Genomic DNA, 15,986 nt, shown 5'->3' on the forward strand with positions numbered 1-15,986 from the left:
TCCGTTTCCCGGGTTTCCGACCGTCTCAGGCGTCCTTCGCGCCCTTCACTGTCTCTCGCACCGCGTCGACCCCCTCGTCGTGGAGCAGGTCGCCGACGACGATCACGTCGCTGTGGGCGGCCATCTCGTTCGCGGACTCGTAGTCTGAGATTCCGCCGCCGTAGAAGAGGGTGGCGTCGTCGAGCGCGTCGTGGGCGGCCGCGACCTTTTCCGTGTCGCCGAAGGTACCCGAGTACTCGATGTAGACGATCTCTTGGCCGAACATCCGCTCGGCGACCTTCGCGTAGGCCCCGACGTCGTCGGCCGCCAGATCGCAGTTCGCGTCCGTCAGCTGCGCGACCGCGGCGTCGGGGTTGAGGACGATGTACGCCTCCGTGTGGGTCCGCTCCCAGTCGAGGTCGTCGATGCGGACCCACTCCTTGTGCGCGCCCGTGATCCAGAACGGCCCGCCGGCGTTGAACACCGTCGGGATAAGGTAGCCGTCGAGCGCGGGCGAGTCGATGACGACGCCCGGGTTGGACGGTTCCTGGTACAGCGGGACGTCGTACTCGGCCGCGGCGTCGACGACGCGCGTCATCTTCTCCGCGGTGACGTCGAGCGTCCCGCCGATCTCGATCGCGTCGGTTCCGGTGCGGCAGACGTCCTCGAAGGTCTCGCCGTCCCGCAGTTCCTTGTCGGGATCGACCTTCAGCACGTGGTCCCAGTCGTCCCACGGGTTGCTCATCGGGAACGACTCCACCGGGCGGCACCAAAAAGGTGCGGAAGCTATCTCGCCGCTCCCCGGACGAGCGGCCCCGCTCGTCGTTCCGGCCAACGCGCCGAGGTGGCCGACGCGCTGCTCAGAGCAGGTCGTCGATCTCGTCGTTCCGGAAGGCCTCGGCGGGGTCCGGCGTCTCCGCCGGCTCGTCGCGGACGGCCTGCCGGGCGCGTTCGAGGAACGCCTCGATCCGGCGAGAGCGCTCGACGCCGGCGAGCAGCACGAGCGCCGCGATCCGGTCGGAGTCGAGCGGGAAGTCGCCGCCGCGTACCTGCATCGACCCCGTCTCCTCCTGTACCCACTTGCGCGCCTTCTCCGCGCCCTTCCGCGAGATGCGGTCCGGGTCGCCGGCGACGGCGACGAGGGCGGCGTCGGCGTCGGTCGCGTTCGGGAGCGACATCCCCGTCATCACCGCGCTCCGGACGGCGCTGGTCACGGTCGTGACGTTCTCCCCGGGGTCCTCCGCAGCCGGCGCCGATGCGAACCCGACCGCCGCCATCCCGCCGGCCCGAAGCGTGTTGATCACCTCGCTCGTGTCGACGACCGACTCGGGGACGCCCTCGACCGACTCGCCGGCGGCCAGGAGGAGGCCGACGCGTCGCGCCATCGACTCGTTGATCGCGGCGAAGCCGCCCTCCACCGACTCCCCCGACGAGCGCCACGCGTCGTTGTCGAGCAGGACCGTCGCGTCCGCCTCGCGCACCAGCGTCTTCAGCGACCGCCCCGCGTTCACTTGGTACATCGCCCCCTCGTCGCGGCCGGGGAGGATGCCGACCGCGTACACCGGCACGTCGTACACCCGGCTCAGCTCCCGGACGAGCACCGGCGCGCCGCCCGAGCCGGTGCCGCCGCCGAGCCCGGCGACCACGAACAGCGCCTCGGCCTCCGCGGTCACCTTCGACGCGAGCGCGTCCAGCACCTCGATCGCGTCCTCGTCCATTACCTCGGCGCCGAGTTCGTTGTCGCCGCCGACGCCGTGGCCGTTCACCCGCGACTGGCCGACGAGGACCGTGTCGAGCGGGAGCGGGTCGAGGTCCGCCGCCGCCGTGTTGACCGCGAGCGCGTCCAGCACCGCGCCGTAGCCGGCGTCGGCGTCGAACTGCGCGAGGGCGGTCGCGAGCTTCCCGCCCGCCTGCCCGACGCCGAGGAGGACTGTCTTCATGACTGCAGAGTAACCAATCCGGCGTATTACGCTTTCCCCCGAGATTTAAATGCGGAATCGCGGCCAGTCGCGGGCATGTCGAACGCCACCGACGACGGCAGTCGGACGGGAGAGCGCGGAGAGCGCCGATCCCCGGCCGAGTCCGGCGAAGCGAGCAAGGGAAGCGACGCCGACCGGATCGACGAGCGCCTCCGCGCGGTCGAGCGCGCCCTGACCGGGTCTGACGCGACCGTCGCGGACCTCGGCGACGACGCGGCGGCCGCGGCGGAACGCGACGCGCTGGCGTCGCGCGTGGCCGACCTCGAATCGCGCGTCGAGGAACTGGAGGCCGCCACGCAGGCGATCAGGGGATACGTGGGATCGGTCCGGGCCGTTAACCGCGAGGTCGAGCGGCGGGCCGACCTCGCGCTGGCGAGGGCGAGTCGCGGCGGAGACGCCGTCGGCGACGCCGAATTTCCGAACGAGGCCGCCATCACCGACGAGGGTACCATCACCGACGAGGACCCAGCGGGAGCCGTCCCCGGCGAGGCGGTACCGAGCGAGGCGGCCCTCGACGCCGCCGTCCCGGCGGACGACGCCCGCCGAGACGACGCGCGAGCGTCGACCGACTGGGACTCCGCGGCGGGAGACGACGAGGCGGACGGATCGTGGCGAGACGAGGCGCTGGACCGACTCCGTGAGTCCCTGTAGGGCGGACCGTACGGCGGGGTCGCGGACCGGGACGCGGACGAGCCGCGAGGCGGCCGACCCGTGATCCGCGTCGTCCTCACCGTCGTCGTCGCCGTCGCCCTCCTCGCGACGGCGATGCCGGCCTTGGAGGACGCCCGGACGGAGACGACCGTCGAACGCCTCGACACCGAGGCGGACCGCGTCGAGCGAGCCGTCGGCGGCCTCGTCTCCGGGTCCGTGAGCGTCGCGGACCCCGCGCTCGCCGCGCGGACGACGGTGACCGTCGACGTCCCGAGCGGGTTCGCCGCGGCGCCGATCGACCGGGTCGCGCTCGCGGAGACCGACGGTGGCAGCGAGGCGGACACCACGGAGACGGAGGTCGCGCTCCGCTACCGGATCGGCGGCGGGCCCGAGCGGACCGTCCCGATCGTCCCCGGAGGCGTGGAATCCGCCGTCGCCGTCGACGGGGGCGCGGTCGCGCTCCGGCCGGGCGGCGAGAGCCGGCTTTCGCTCCGGTTCGTCGACGACGGCGGCCCGACCGTCCGGATCGCCAGAGTCGGGTGAGCGTTTATAAATAATGCCGGGAGCACGCCCGCCGTGAACCTCGACATCCCTTCGCTTTCGCGTATCGGCGACGGCGACCCCTCGCTGCGAGCGCTGCCGTGGACGGACGACGAGCGCGACTGTCGGTGCGAGCCGTCGTTCCGGGAGCCCGTCGGGACCGGCGTCGGCGACCGGGTCGTGCTCGACGTCGACGCCGAGGAGTGTCCCGGACGCGGCGACCTCGCCGAGAGCCCGGACTGCCTGGCGACCGCGGTCGAGGCGCTGTCCGAGCGTGACGCCGACGTGATTAGGACCCGCCATCGGGGTCGAGAGCGGGCCTACGCCGGGCGGGCCGCCGCGTGTCTGGTCGCGGCGGGGCGGTTCCGCGAGCGCGTCGGCTTCCACGAGACGCGGCTCGCCGATCGCGTGCTGCGCGACCCGGTCGGCGCCGCCCGGGAAGCGACCGGACGCGAGGGACCGCCCGCCCGGATCGCCGCGGAGACGGGGTTATCGACGGTCGTCGAGGGAGCCGAGGAGGTCGGAGACGTGCTGCGGGCGCACGCCGGGCCGCGGATCGCGGCCGCGCGGGTCGCGACCGCGCCGCCGCCGGAGGCCGCCCTCGTCGACCGCTGGGAGCTCGACACCGGCGCGATCGTCCGGCTGTACGAGGGGGCTGGACCGCTCCGGACGTACCACCTCACGCCGCCGGTCCGGGAGCTCGACGACGGGGCGGTCGAGCGGCTCGACGACGCCAAGCGCCGGCTGCTCGACGGGGCGACCGGCGGAGACAGGGCGCCCGGTCGCGCGGCCCGAGCGACGGCCGAGGACGGCGATCCGGTGTCGACGCTCGCCGAGGTGCTCCGGCGACACACGCGCGGCTACGGCGCGTTCGAGCACGTGTTCGCGGACGACCGAGTGAGCGACGCGACGCTGTCGGCGCCGGTGACCGAGAACCCGCTGCGCGTCGTCGTCGACGGCGAGCGGTGTCGGACGAACGTCAGGCTCCCGCCCGAGGGGGCCGCCACGCTCGCCTCCCGGCTCCGACGGACGAGCGGGCGCGGCTTCTCCCGGGCGAGCCCCACGCTCGACGCGACGCTGGAGACGGACGCCGGGCGCGTCCGCGTCGCCGCGACGACGGACCCCGCCAGCGACGGGCTCTCGTTCGCCTTCCGCCGCGGCGACCCGGACGCGTGGACCCTCGCGCGGCTCGTCGACGCGGGAACGCTCACGCCGGCGGCCGCCGGTTTCCTCTCCGTCGCCGTCGAGCGGGGCGTGACCGGCCTCGTGGCCGGCGGGCGGGGCGCGGGGAAGACGACCGCGCTCGGCGCGCTCCTGTGGGAGCTCCCCGCGGAGACCCGGTCAATACTGATAGAGGACACCCCCGAACTTCCGGCGAGCGCCCTGGCGACCGCCGGGCGAGACGCGCAGCGGCTCCGCGTCGGCGACGGAGCGGAGCCGTCGCCGAGCGACGCGGTCCGGACCGCGCTCCGGCTCGGCGGCGGCGCGATCGTCGTCGGCGAGGTCCGCGGCGAGGAGGCGCAGGCGCTCTACGAGGCGATGCGCGTCGGCGCGACCGGCGAGACGGTGCTGGGGACGATCCACGGAGAGGATCCGGCCGCCGTCCGGGAACGGGTCGTCTCCGACCTCGGCGTGTCGCCGTCGTCGTTCGCCGCGACCGACCTGATCGTCCTGCTCGACGACCACCGCGTCGACGCGATCGCCGAGGTCACCGCCCGCGGCGACGGCGCCTCGTTCGACCCGCTGTTCGAGCGCACGGCCGAGGGGTTGACCCCGACCGGACGGATCGACCGCGGCGAGAGTCGGCTCGTGGAGCGTCTCGCGGAGACCGACGAATCGTACGCCGCGGCAAGGGCGGCCGCGGAGGTACGCGGCGAGCGGATCCGCGAAGCGGTCGCCGCCGGGCGAACGGGTCCGGAGCGGTACAGCGAGTCCGTCAGCGCGGACGGTGAAGGCGAATGACGAGGGCGCTCGCCGACGCGGGCGACGGCTCGGCGCGTCGGGAGGCGGACGGCGACAGCGCGACCGGGTCGGCCGAGCTGCGACGGTCGATCGCGTTCCTCGACTGGGAGATCTCGGCCGAACGGGTCGTCGAACGCGGACACCGGGTCGGGGTCGGTGTCGGTCTCCTCTGTGTCGTCGCGCTCTCCGTCGGCGTCGGTCCCGTTCCGGGAGCGCTCGGCGGGCTCGCCGGGGGATTGGCGGCGACGCACGCTGTCCATCGGGCGCCGGTGTGGCTCGCCGAACTCCGACGGACGCGGGCGCTCGGTGCCGCGCCCGGGCTCGTCGGCCGCCTCGTGTTGCGGATGCGGCTGGACCCCTCTGCGGAGCGCGCCGTCCGGTTCGCCGCCCGCACCGGAGACGGACCGCTCGCCGACGGGCTGGCGCGCCACGAGCGGGGGAGCGCGGACGGACCGACGAGCGGGCTCCGCTCGTTCGCCCGCGAGTGGCGGCCGTGGTTCCCGGCGATCGACCGCGCCGCAGCGCTGGTCCGAACGGCCGCGTCGGCGCCGGCGGAGCGGCGAGGACGCTGTCTGGACCGCGCGCTCGACGCGACCATCGCCGGGACGACCGACCGGCTCGCGTCGTTCGTCGGCGAGGTCCGCGGCCCGGTCTCGGCGCTGTACGCCTTCGGAGTGCTCCTCCCGCTGGCCCTGATCGCTCTGCTGCCCGCGGCGGCCGCGTCCGGCGTTCCGGTCGGGTCGGCCGTCGTCGTCGGACTGTATCTCGGCGTGCTCCCCGCCGGGCTGCTCGCCGCGTCGGCGTGGCTGCTCTCGCGCAGACCGGTCGCGTTCGCGCCGCCGTCGATCGACGGCGACCACCCCGACGTGCCGGAGCGGGCGCGACACGCCGCCGTGGTCGGCGTGCTCACCGGAGTCGTCGCGGCCGTGCTCGCCGCGCGGCTGGTCGCCGGGTGGGCCGCGCCCGTGGCCGGCGTCGGCGTCGGAGCGGGGGCCGCGCTCCTCGTCGGCGTGCGACACCGGCGTGCTGCGCTCTCGGAGATCCGCGACGTCGAACGCGGGCTCCCCGACGCCATGACGGTCATCGGCGGCGACGTGGCCGAGGGGGTCGCCGTCGAGACGGCGATCGCGAACGCCGGCGAGCGACTCGACGGCGCGACCGGAGAGCTGTTCGAGCGCTCGGGCCGTCGAAGCGAAACCCTCCGCGTGAGCGTGCGGGAGGCGTTCCTCGGCCGAGGCGGCCCGGCCGTCCCGGTCCCGTCGCCGCGGGTCCGCGGGGCGGTCGCCCTGCTCGCCGTCGCCGCGCGGGAGGGCCGCCCGGCGGGCGACGTGCTCCTCGAACTCGCCGATCAGCTGGAGGAGCTCCGGGCGCTGGAGACCGACGCACGACGCCAGCTGGCGACTGTGACGAGCACGCTGACGAACACCGCCGCGGTGTTCGCGCCGCTCGTCGGCGGCGCGACGGTCGCGCTCGCAACGGGGATCGATACCGTCGACGTCGGCGGGCTGGACGCCGGAGCGACCGCCGGTGCGGACGCCCTCGGACTCGGCGGCGGCACCGCCGGCGTCGAGGGGACCGGTGCGGCCGAAACGGCGGGGAGTTCCGCCGGCGGATCGGGCGGGGCCGGAACGCTCTCGGTCCCGATGCTCGGTCGGGTCGTCGGGACCTACGTGCTGATCCTCGCGGCGCTGCTCACCGCGCTGGCGACCGGGCTCGAGCGGGGCTTCGACCGGACGCTGGTGGCCTACCGCGTCGGGATCGCGCTGCCGACCGCGACGGCGACGTACCTCGTCGCGTTCGCCGGGGCGGGGGCGCTGCTGTAGCGGCCGACTCGCGTCCACGGGCGACGTTTTAAATACCAAGCCGCGGCCAGCCGCTCCGTGTTCGAGACGAACCTCGACGCGACGTACGCGTGGCTCGGTCTCGCCGTGGTGAGCGTCGCGACGGCCGGCGTCGCCGCGACGCTTCCGGCGTCACCGCCGCCGGACGCGGCGGGCGTCGCACACACGGTCGAAACGGTCGCGAACGGAGAGTATCCCGCGACGGCGGAACACGGGGTCGCGGCGGATCGGATCCGGCTCACGCCGCGGTCGGTCTCCCTCGACGGGGACGGCGGGAGCGCTCGGGCTCCGCTTCACGCCCCGCGGATAACACCGGTTCCGCCGAGCGGACGAGGCGGGACCGGCGACGACCGGCTCCGCCGAGTGCTCGACGGCGTTCCGCCGGACGCCGCGTTCGACGATCCGAACATCTTGGCGGCGGCGGCGGAGCGCGCGCGGAGGGCCGATCACGAGTGGCGACCGGCGCCGGAGCGGCTCACCGTGAGACGGGTTCACTACGGAGGAGTGCATGTCACGCTCGTCGGGTGAATCGTCCGACGATCGGGACGCGGCCGCGGACCGCGCCGCGGTCGAGCCGCTCGCCGCGCTCGTTGCGGTGCTGGCCGTCGGCGCGGCGTTGGGGCTGTACACCGTCGCGCTCGACGGCGCGACGGTCGATCGGGAGCGGCCGGCCGCCGAGCCGACTCTCGACCGAATCGAGAGAGAGATCACGGTCGGCGGTGTCGTTGAGCCGGACCGGCTTCGCGACGTCGAGGGATTTCGCTCTGCGACGACGGTGACCGTGATCGCCGACGGGGCAACGTGGCGGATCGAGTCGGGCACCTCGGCGCCCGAGCCCGCCGCAGTCGGAGACGGCAGTGCCGCGGCAGTCGCCGAGCGCGCGGTCACCGTACGGGTCGCTCCGGGCCGGAACGTCCGCGGGACGCTTCGCGTGGTGATCCGCCGGTGACGAGCACCGTGCTCGACGTGACGGTCCTGCTCTTGTGTGTGTCGGCGAGCGTCGTCGCGCTCGGTGGCGTCGGCGGCGATGTCGGGGGGCCGGCACCGACCGCCGACGAGACGGCCGACCGACTGGTGACCGAAACGCTGACCGTGCGATATCGGACGCCTGAGGCGGCGAACGGGACCCGGACGGTACACGCGACGCGGGCCGAGCTGCTCGCGCTGCTCGTCGCGGGCGCCGGGGGATCGGATAGCGTCGAGCGTCACGACGGTGCGACTGGGAACGCGTTCGAGTCGCGATCGAGGGAGGTCGTCGCCGCGGGAATCGACGGAAGGACGCGGATCGACGCGACGGTACCGACGGACGCGAGCGCCGAGGGCGACGCGGAGCGGGCGGCCACCGACCGACGCGCCGCGGACCACCGCGTCGTTCGGCGGTCGACCGGCCCGATAGCCGCGGCCGGGACGCCGAACGCGCCGCGAGCCCCTCATCGGATGGGTACCGCTATCGGACCGCGGCAGAACGATGAACGCCGGTCGACGACGGAGAGCGTGGGGACGGTCGCCGTCGGTCCCGAGCCGCCGCGGAACGCCGACGTCGCGACGGCGGTCGTGTCGCACCCGGCGCCGAGCGGGGCCGAGACGGACGAACCGGTCCGGATCGTCGTGCGGAGGTGGTGAGCGTGCCAGCACGCACCGAGACGTTCGACGGCGAGCGGAACGGACGGCGCTTCACAGTCGACGAGCGGGCGCGCGTCCCCTTCGCGCTGATCGGTGTGCTGCTCCTCGTGTCGAGCACGACGTACGCCGCGGGAGTCGCGGACCAGGGGCTCATCGGCGAGGACCGGAGCGTCGAGCGGGCGGTCGAGCGCGTCGACGCGGACGCCACCGCCGCGCTGCGGGCCGCGGCGCGCGAGGCGGCGCACGACGCGGCGGCCGAGCCGGTGACGCGGGCGCCGAAGGCCGGCACCGGAACCGCGGCGGTGCGCGACGGGTCCGCTTTCGAGGACGCGTTCCGGATCCGGCTCGCGGTCGCCGGCGCAGACGCGCTCTCCGCGGTCGACGCCGAGGTCGGAACGGTGACGGCGACGGCGTCACTCCCGGCGGTCGAGGACCGGGGGGACCTCGCCGCGGCCCGCGACCGCGTGCGCGTCGAGCCGGCGGCGAACGGGACGGCCACGCGCGTGACCTTCGAGGGGGTCGAAACGACCGCGACCCGAGACGGACGAACGGTCGTGGACCGCACCGAGAACAGGACCGTCGTGGTGGCCGTGCCGACGCTCGCCGCCCACGAGCGGACGGAGCGGTTCGAGGAGCGGCTCGACAGGGGTCCGGTCGAAGGGCCCGGGCTCGGGCGACAGCTCACCGCGAGCCTCTATCCGATGACGTGGGCGCGAGGATACGCGCAGTACGCCGGCGCGCCGGTCGAGAACGTCCTCGCGAATCGACACGTGGAGCTGTCGACGAACGCGGGGATCGTCCGGACCCAGCGGGCCGTCTTCGGGACGAGCGACCCGGACGCCCGCGGCGGGGTGGCGCGGGCGACGGCGCGCACCGGCGCGACCGACCTCCTCGCGCCGACCGGGCTCAAGGAGGCCTCGTGGACCGACGCCGTGCTCGGGGCACCGACGCCGACGGGGTCCGGTACCTCCGCGTCGCGAGGGGATCTCGACACGGTCTCGAACGGGGACGCGAGCGAGGACGCCGCGTTCGAGCCGAAGCGAGACCGGACCGACGAGGAGACGTCAGTCCCGGTCGGACATGCGGCGGACGTCGGAGCGACCCGCGTCCACGACGATCTCGACGCGGTGATCGAGGGCGCGTACCGCGTCGAGGCCGACGTGGAGACCGCGACGGCGCAGGTCGCGGACGGCGGACGGGTCTCACCGCCGGTTCCGGACACGGCGGCCGGGGAGTGGGAGCGCGTCGACGTGTCGCGGTCGGAACGCCTGACGGGCGTCTCGGGGAGCGACGTGCCGCGGGGAGTTCCCTCGGGAGTCGTCGATCCCGGGGAGACGGTCTCCTTCGGTGACGCGAGCCGCGACGTGACGGTCGAGCGCGAGGCGACCGCGACGTGGGAACGGGAGGTCATAGAGCGGGGCCCGAACGGGAGCGTCGTCGATCGGACCGTCCACCGGGCGACCACGAGCGACGAGGCGACGGACCGCTACCGGGTCCGGGTCTCGGTGACGGGCCGGCACGCGCCGACCGACGGCGCGCCGGACCGGCCCGCCGCGACGTTCGGAGCCGGGAGCCCGGACGACGTCGCAGACCTGCGCGGAACGCCGGCGGCCGCGCGCTCGGCGCTCGGCGTCAGAACGGCGGTCGGCGTCGACCGGCTGGCACGCGACGCCGTCCAGAGCGGCGACATCGACGAGTCGACGGTCGTCCACGGGTCGCCGTCTGACGACGAACGAGACCGGATCGCCGCGGACGTCGCCGCGCTCGCCGCCGAGGTCAGGGAGTTCGAGACCGACGCGTCGATGGAGGCGGCGACGGTCGGCGAGGCTGAGCCGTACGCCGAGCTCGCGGACGTGATCCGCAACCGTCGGGCGGCGCTCGTCGACGCGCCGGCGACGTACGACGGCGCGACCGACCGGGCGCGGGTCGCCGCCCGCGCGGCGTACGTCGATGCCGTTATCGAGGAACTGGAGACGGCCGCAGACGATCGCGAGACTGCGACGGACGGGTTTCTCGATCGGGTGGACGGCGCGTTCGGCGGCCCGTCAGTCGGCGAGGCGATCGCCGCACGCGAGGCCGCCAAGGATCCGGGCACGTACACGGTCGCCGGCGACGGGCCCGGCGGCGCGGTGACGTTCTCGCCGCGCGGGTCTCCGGGGTACCTCCCGCGGACGACGGTCGAGGGCGAACGGGTGGAGGGCGGGGGCGGCGGATCGACGCGACCGCTCGCCGTCCGCAACGTGAACTACGCCACCGTGCCGTACGGCGAGCTGTCGAGCGGGATCGTGGACCGCCTCCTCGGAGCCGGTGAGACGGTCCGGATCGGCACCGCCGGACGCGCGCTCCTGCTCGCTGACGAGGCGCTGGCGGCGGGCGACGACCCGGACCTCCGCGCCGACCGCGAGGCGCTCGCGGAACGGGTGGACGGATCGCTGCGCGCCGTCGATAGCGAGCTCGTAGGCGTGGTCGGGGACCGAACGTCGCTGTCGCGCGAGCAGCGACGCGACGCGATCGGCGCGGCCGCCGCGTCCTACGATTCCGCGGGCGACCGAGCGGCCGCGGTCGCGGACGGGGAGTACGCCGAGCGGGTCGCGAGCGAGGTCGCTTCTGCCGGGTCGCTCTCGACCGCGTCGGAGGCGTCGCTGGCCGCGCACCTCCGCGTCGAGACCCGGCGAGCGGCCGGTCGTGACGAGGCGCGCGTCCGGACGCGCTTCGTGAAGCGGTCGACGGACGGGGCGCGGGCCCTGCTCAGAGACCGTATGGAAAGCGCGATCGAGAACGAGGCCAAGCGCGCCGGAGAGGCCGCGACCGGGGCGCTGAGCGAGAGAGCGGCCGAAGAGCTCGGCGAGGAGTGGTCGTTGGAGCCCGCTCGGAGCGTCGGCGCGGGGGTGCCGGTCGCGCCGGTCCCCGGCTACTGGGTAGCGACGCTGAACGCCTGGCGGGTGCAGGTCCGCGGGGAGTACCCGCGATTCGCGCTCCGCGCCGACGTCGGCACGCCGACGGAATCGTTCGAGTACGTTCGACAGGAGGGCGACGTGCGGCTCGAACTCGACGGGGAGGCGGTTCGCCTCGGGGCGACGGAGCCGGTCCGGTTCGAGACGGAGACCGTCGTCGCGGTGGCGGTGCCCGCCGGCCCGCCGGGCGTCGGCGACGTCGACGGCACTCGGGACGAGACCTCGGACGGGTGGCCGTGTCCGGGCGTGGCAGAGGCGTCACGCGGAGGCGACGGCGCGTGTACAGCCTCGTGAACCGGCCGCGGCCGTCGCTCCCGTGAGTCGACCGCAGCCGTTTTGAGAGACGCCGACCGAGGGCGACCATGTTTCACGAGGTCGTCGAAGACGGGAGGGTCTCCGGGGCCGGCGTCGCCGATGCCGACGCGGACGAGGTGACCCCGGCGGCGCTGCGCTCGGCGTTCGAGGCGCTACTGAGCGAGTCGGTGGCCGAGGCCGGCCGGGAGCGCATGAGAGACGAAACCGACGTCGATGAGGCGTCGATCGAGGCGGCCGCCGCGGGCGACGTGTCGGGAATCAGCGTCACCGACGCGGCGGCGATCGTCGCCGTGACGGCCGACCGCGACGCCGACGCGGTCGTCGCGGAGCTGCGCGACCACCTGCTGATGGGGATGGCGACGGCGGTGCTCGACGTCGACACCCTCGCGGCGGCGATCGACGCGGATCTCACCGGACAGGAGGTTCAACAGGCGCTGGAGGGCCGCGCCGGGATGACGGTGGGACAGCTCGCGGAGGTCATGGCGGTCATCGAGCGCCGCAAGCGATGAGAGTCGTCGTCGTCGGCTGCGGCTACGTCGGACTCGAACTCGCCGAGCAGCTCGCCGAGCGGGGCCACGCGGTGACGGGCGTGCGGCGATCGGACGCCGGCCTCGACGCCGTCGAAGCGGTCGGAGAGCGTGTCGACGGCGGCGAGGTTGATGCGGTGCGAGCGGACGCGACCGACCCGGCGTCGCTCGACGCGCTTCCCGACGCGGACGCCGTCGTCTTCGCGGCCAGCTCCGGGGGACGCGGCGCAGAGGCGGCCCGCGAGGTGTACGTGGACGGGCTCCGGAACGTGATCGAGGCGTACGCCGCGCGGTCGTCGCCGCCGGACAGGCTCGTCTACACGTCGTCGACGGGCGTGTACGGCGACCACGACGGCGCGTGGGTCGACGAGGAGACGCCGATCGACCCCACCACCGAGAAGACGCGGGTGCTCGCCGAGGCGGAGCGGATCGCGCTGGAGACGGCCGGAGACGCCGGGATCGACGGGACCGTCGCCCGGTTCGCGGGGCTGTACGGACCGGACCGGTACCGGCTGGAGCGGTACGTCGAGGGCCCCGTCACCGCCGGCTACCTCAACATGGTCCATCGGGACGACGCCGCGGGGGCGATTCGGTACCTCCTCGAGACCGATCGCGCTCGCGGCGAGCCCGTCGTGGTGGTCGACGGCGAGCCGATCGACAAGCACGCGTTCGCCGACTGGCTCGCCGACGAGTGCGGCGTCCCGCGGCCGGAGAAGCGGTCGAAGGCCGAACGGATCGCGGCCGGAGAGCTCTCCGCGGCCGCCGAACGGCGGATCCGCACGAGCAAGCGCTGCTCGAACGACCGGTTGCGTGCGCTCGGCTACGAGTTCGCGTACCCGACCTTCCGCGAGGGATACCGCGACGCGGTGCGGTCGTTCGGCGGACCCGAGGAGTGAGCGCGGCGCCCGGTCCCGTCGTTGTCGACCGGTCGGAACAGTAACGAACCTTCATGTGGGGGGAGGGAGTCCCGAAGACATATGTGGAGCCTGAGCGTGGCCGACGAGCGGCTCTCGCAGGCGGAGACGCTCCTTCGGGAAAACCCGGAGCTGACGGCGATTGCCGTCGTCGTCGCGCTCGTCGCGCTCGCAGGGGGGTACCTCCTGTTCCGGGTTCGCTGGACGACAGGGATCCGGTTCCGACGGCTCCTCGCCGATCAAGAGGAGATCGCGGTGCTGATGCACCCGAACCCCGACCCGGACGCGATGTCGGCGGCGCTCGGCGTCGCGTCGCTCGCGTCGCAGGTCGGCGTCGACGCGACGGTGCAGTACCCCGGACAGATCCGCCATCAGGAGAACCGCGCGTTCCGAACGGTGCTCGATCTGGATCTGGAGCCGATCGAACACGTGAGCGACCTCGCCGCGGAGTCCGTGGTGTTGGTCGATCACAACGAGCCGCGGGGGTTCGCCGGGGCGGACGGCGTGCTCCCCGTCGCGGTCGTCGACCACCACCCCGGGGACGGCGCCGGAGAGCAGTTCACGGACGTCCGCACCGACTACGGAGCGACCGCGTCCGTCGTCGCCGAGTACTTCGAGGAGAACGACGCGACTCCGGTTCCGCCGGACAAGCACGCAAGCGAGACCGACAGCGACCTCACCCTCCCGACGGACACCGCAACCGGGCTCTTGTACGGGATCCTCTCCGACACGAAACACCTCACGGTCGGCGCGAGCGAGTCGGACTTCGCGGCCGCCGCGTACCTGTACCCCGGCGTCGACCAGGACCGCCTCGACCGCATCGCCAACCCCGCGGTCGACGCCGAGGTGCTGGAAGTGAAGGCGCGCGCCATCGCCGGGCGCCGCATCGAGGGGTCGTTCGCGGTCGCCGACGTCGGCGGCGTGAACAACGTGGACGCGATCCCGCAGGCGGCCGACGAGCTGATCCAGCTCGAAGGCGTCAGCGCTGTCGTGGTGATCGGCGAGCGGGACGGGACGGTTCACCTCTCCGGGCGCTCCCGGGACGATCGGGTCCACATGGGCAACGCGATCGACTCGGTGCTCGCGGACGTCGAGAACGGCGACGGGGGCGGCCACTCGCGGATGGGCGGCGGGACGGTCGCGCCGCGGATCGACCCGACGGGCGAGGGGGAGCCGGAGACGGTCGACCGGGACGAGCTCGCCGACGCGCTGTTCCGGGCGATGGCCGGCGACGTGTGACCGGCGCCGAATCGCGGGGAGGGAGGCCGCGGCCGGTGCCAGTATTTAATTACCAGGCCGCGAAGCTGACGGTATGCCCCTCGATCTCCCGATCGACGACGGCTGGCGCGCGCTCGCGGGCGTCGGCGTCGGCTACGCGCTCGCGACCGGACTGATTTTCCTCCTGCTGTTCGTGGTGCCGTACCTGATCGTTCGAGGACTGTAACTGCGAAAAACGGCGGCCGAGCGCGAGGCCTCAGGCGAACGCGAGCGAGTCGTCGGCGCCGCCGTCGTCGTCCTGCTGGAGCTTCTCGTGGGCCTCGAGGAAGTCGCCGAGCGTCACCTCGGTGCGGTCGTCGCGGATGGCGAACATCCCGGCCTCAGTGCAGATGGCCTTGATGTCGGCGCCGGACGCGTCCGGCGTCATCTCGGCGAGCTCGTCGAAGTCGATGTCGCTCGCGAGGTTCATCTTCCGGGTGTGGATCTGGAAGATGATCTCGCGGCCCTCCGTGTTCGGCTTGGGCACCTCGATGAGGCGGTCGAACCGGCCGGGACGGAGGATTGCGGGGTCGAGCATGTCGAAGCGGTTGGTCGCGGCGATGATCCGGACCTCGCCGCGCTCGTCGAAGCCGTCCATCTCGGAGAGCAGCTGCATCATCGTCCGCTGGACCTCGGCGTCGCCCGAGGTCTTCGAGTCCGTCCGCTTCGAGGCGATCGCGTCGATCTCGTCGATGAAGAGGACGGCGGGCTGGTTCTCGCGGGCGACCTCGAACAGGTCGCGGACGAGCTTCGCGCCCTCACCGATGAACTTGTGGACGAGCTCGGAGCCGGCCATCTTGATGAACGTCGCGTCCGTCTCGTTGGCGACGGCCTTCGCGAGCATCGTCTTCCCCGTCCCCGGCGGACCGTACAGCAGGACGCCGCTCGGCGGCGTGATGCCGACGTCCTCGAACATGTCCGGGTGTTCCAGCGGCATCTCGACGGTCTCGCGGACCTCCTGCATCTGGTCTTCGAGCCCGCCGATGTCGGCGTAGGTGACGTCCGGCGAGTGCTCGACCTGCATCACACGAGCCCGCACGTCGGTCTCCTTCTCCAGCTTCTTCACGACGGACAGCGAGTTGTTGACCGCGACCCGGTCGTCGGGGTCGAGCTTCTCGCGCATCTCCGCGGTGATCTCCGTGAGCGCCTCCTGGTTGTTTCCGTGCTGTTTGATCACGGCGCCGTCCGGCGTGATCTCCTGAACGGTCGCCACGAACAGCGGGGACTGCTTCAGCTTCTTGTTCTCGTGGGTGAGCCGTTCGAGCTTCTGCTGGTACTTGTTGTTCTCCGCGTTCGCGTCGAGGAGCTTGTCCCGCATCTCCTCGTTCTGCGACTCCAGCACGTCGAGCTCCTCCTGGAGGGACTCGATCTTCTCCTGTCTCGACGCCGCCCCCTCGTCGTAGGGGAGCTCGACGTCGTCGACGGTGTCGGTCATTACGCGTAA

At 73.5% G+C, this 15,986-nt stretch carries 15 protein-coding genes; 12 read left to right on the top strand and 3 right to left on the bottom strand.

All coding sequences use genetic code 11. The annotated features are described in order from the left end of the window. Positions 1 to 25 precede the first annotated feature (25 nt). Both Hrr1229_RS05920 and Hrr1229_RS05925 read right to left on the bottom strand, forming a co-directional pair. A complete protein-coding gene (locus Hrr1229_RS05920; RefSeq protein ID WP_123113754.1) occupies positions 26 to 724 on the bottom strand; it encodes a phosphoglycerol geranylgeranyltransferase in 699 nt (232 codons plus the stop codon). A 115-nt stretch (positions 725 to 839) separates the two neighbouring features. Then, on the bottom strand, positions 840 to 1,919 hold the full coding sequence (locus Hrr1229_RS05925; protein ID WP_123113753.1) for a tubulin/FtsZ family protein: 1,080 nt from the start codon (positions 1,917 to 1,919) through the stop codon (positions 840 to 842). A 75-nt stretch (positions 1,920 to 1,994) separates the two neighbouring features. Between Hrr1229_RS05925 and Hrr1229_RS05930 the strand changes: the two genes are divergently transcribed. The 12 genes from Hrr1229_RS05930 (at position 1,995) to Hrr1229_RS18145 (ending at position 14,729) form a co-directional block, all read left to right on the top strand. Continuing rightward, complete coding sequence (locus Hrr1229_RS05930; RefSeq protein ID WP_123113752.1) at positions 1,995 to 2,609, top strand: hypothetical protein; 615 nt, start codon at positions 1,995 to 1,997, stop codon at positions 2,607 to 2,609. 60 nt (positions 2,610 to 2,669) lie between these two features. Further along, positions 2,670 to 3,152: a hypothetical protein gene (locus tag Hrr1229_RS05935; RefSeq protein WP_123113751.1), complete on the top strand. Its 483-nt coding sequence runs from the start codon at positions 2,670 to 2,672 to the stop codon at positions 3,150 to 3,152. Positions 3,153 to 3,185: 33 nt separating this feature from the next. Continuing rightward, entirely contained in the window at positions 3,186 to 5,111 is a 1,926-nt protein-coding gene (locus Hrr1229_RS05940) for an ATPase, T2SS/T4P/T4SS family (RefSeq protein ID WP_123113750.1), read from the top strand. Next, positions 5,108 to 6,934, top strand: a complete 1,827-nt coding sequence (locus Hrr1229_RS05945; protein ID WP_123113749.1) for a type II secretion system protein — start codon at positions 5,108 to 5,110, stop codon at positions 6,932 to 6,934. Before Hrr1229_RS05940 ends, Hrr1229_RS05945 begins: the two co-directional genes overlap by 4 nt. 57 nt (positions 6,935 to 6,991) lie before the next feature. Beyond that, the gene (locus tag Hrr1229_RS05950; protein WP_123113748.1) at positions 6,992 to 7,480 is read left to right on the top strand and encodes a hypothetical protein; all 489 of its coding nucleotides are present in this window, start codon (positions 6,992 to 6,994) and stop codon (positions 7,478 to 7,480) included. After that, the gene (locus tag Hrr1229_RS05955) at positions 7,461 to 7,901 is read left to right on the top strand and encodes a hypothetical protein (protein ID WP_123113747.1); all 441 of its coding nucleotides are present in this window, start codon (positions 7,461 to 7,463) and stop codon (positions 7,899 to 7,901) included. The genes Hrr1229_RS05950 and Hrr1229_RS05955 overlap by 20 nt, the downstream gene beginning before the upstream one ends. After that, positions 7,898 to 8,575 (top strand): hypothetical protein, encoded by a 678-nt coding sequence (locus tag Hrr1229_RS05960; RefSeq protein WP_123113746.1) that lies wholly within the window; start codon positions 7,898 to 7,900, stop codon positions 8,573 to 8,575. The genes Hrr1229_RS05955 and Hrr1229_RS05960 overlap by 4 nt, the downstream gene beginning before the upstream one ends. Before the next feature lie 2 nt (positions 8,576 to 8,577). Further along, positions 8,578 to 11,823, top strand: coding sequence for a hypothetical protein (locus Hrr1229_RS05965; protein WP_255212569.1), 3,246 nt, complete (start codon positions 8,578 to 8,580; stop codon positions 11,821 to 11,823). A gap of 68 nt (positions 11,824 to 11,891) precedes the next feature. After that, positions 11,892 to 12,353: a DUF5791 family protein gene (locus tag Hrr1229_RS05970; RefSeq protein ID WP_123113744.1), complete on the top strand. Its 462-nt coding sequence runs from the start codon at positions 11,892 to 11,894 to the stop codon at positions 12,351 to 12,353. After that, positions 12,350 to 13,267 (top strand): NAD-dependent epimerase/dehydratase family protein, encoded by a 918-nt coding sequence (locus Hrr1229_RS05975; protein WP_123113743.1) that lies wholly within the window; start codon positions 12,350 to 12,352, stop codon positions 13,265 to 13,267. The genes Hrr1229_RS05970 and Hrr1229_RS05975 overlap by 4 nt, the downstream gene beginning before the upstream one ends. 81 nt (positions 13,268 to 13,348) lie before the next feature. After that, entirely contained in the window at positions 13,349 to 14,524 is a 1,176-nt protein-coding gene (locus Hrr1229_RS05980; RefSeq protein WP_123113742.1) for a DHHA1 domain-containing protein, read from the top strand. 73 nt (positions 14,525 to 14,597) lie between these two features. Continuing rightward, positions 14,598 to 14,729 carry a hypothetical protein gene (locus Hrr1229_RS18145; RefSeq protein WP_255212570.1) on the top strand — a complete coding sequence of 44 codons (132 nt, stop codon included), beginning with the start codon at positions 14,598 to 14,600 and terminating at the stop codon, positions 14,727 to 14,729. Between the two features lie 30 nt (positions 14,730 to 14,759). Here Hrr1229_RS18145 and Hrr1229_RS05985 read toward each other — a convergent pair whose 3' ends face one another. Continuing rightward, positions 14,760 to 15,977 (bottom strand): proteasome-activating nucleotidase, encoded by a 1,218-nt coding sequence (locus tag Hrr1229_RS05985; RefSeq protein ID WP_123113741.1) that lies wholly within the window; start codon positions 15,975 to 15,977, stop codon positions 14,760 to 14,762. Between the last annotated feature and the right edge of the window lie 9 nt (positions 15,978 to 15,986).

The sequence above is a fragment of the Halorubrum sp. CBA1229 genome (assembly GCF_003721435.2).
Classification (GTDB): domain Archaea; phylum Halobacteriota; class Halobacteria; order Halobacteriales; family Haloferacaceae; genus Halorubrum.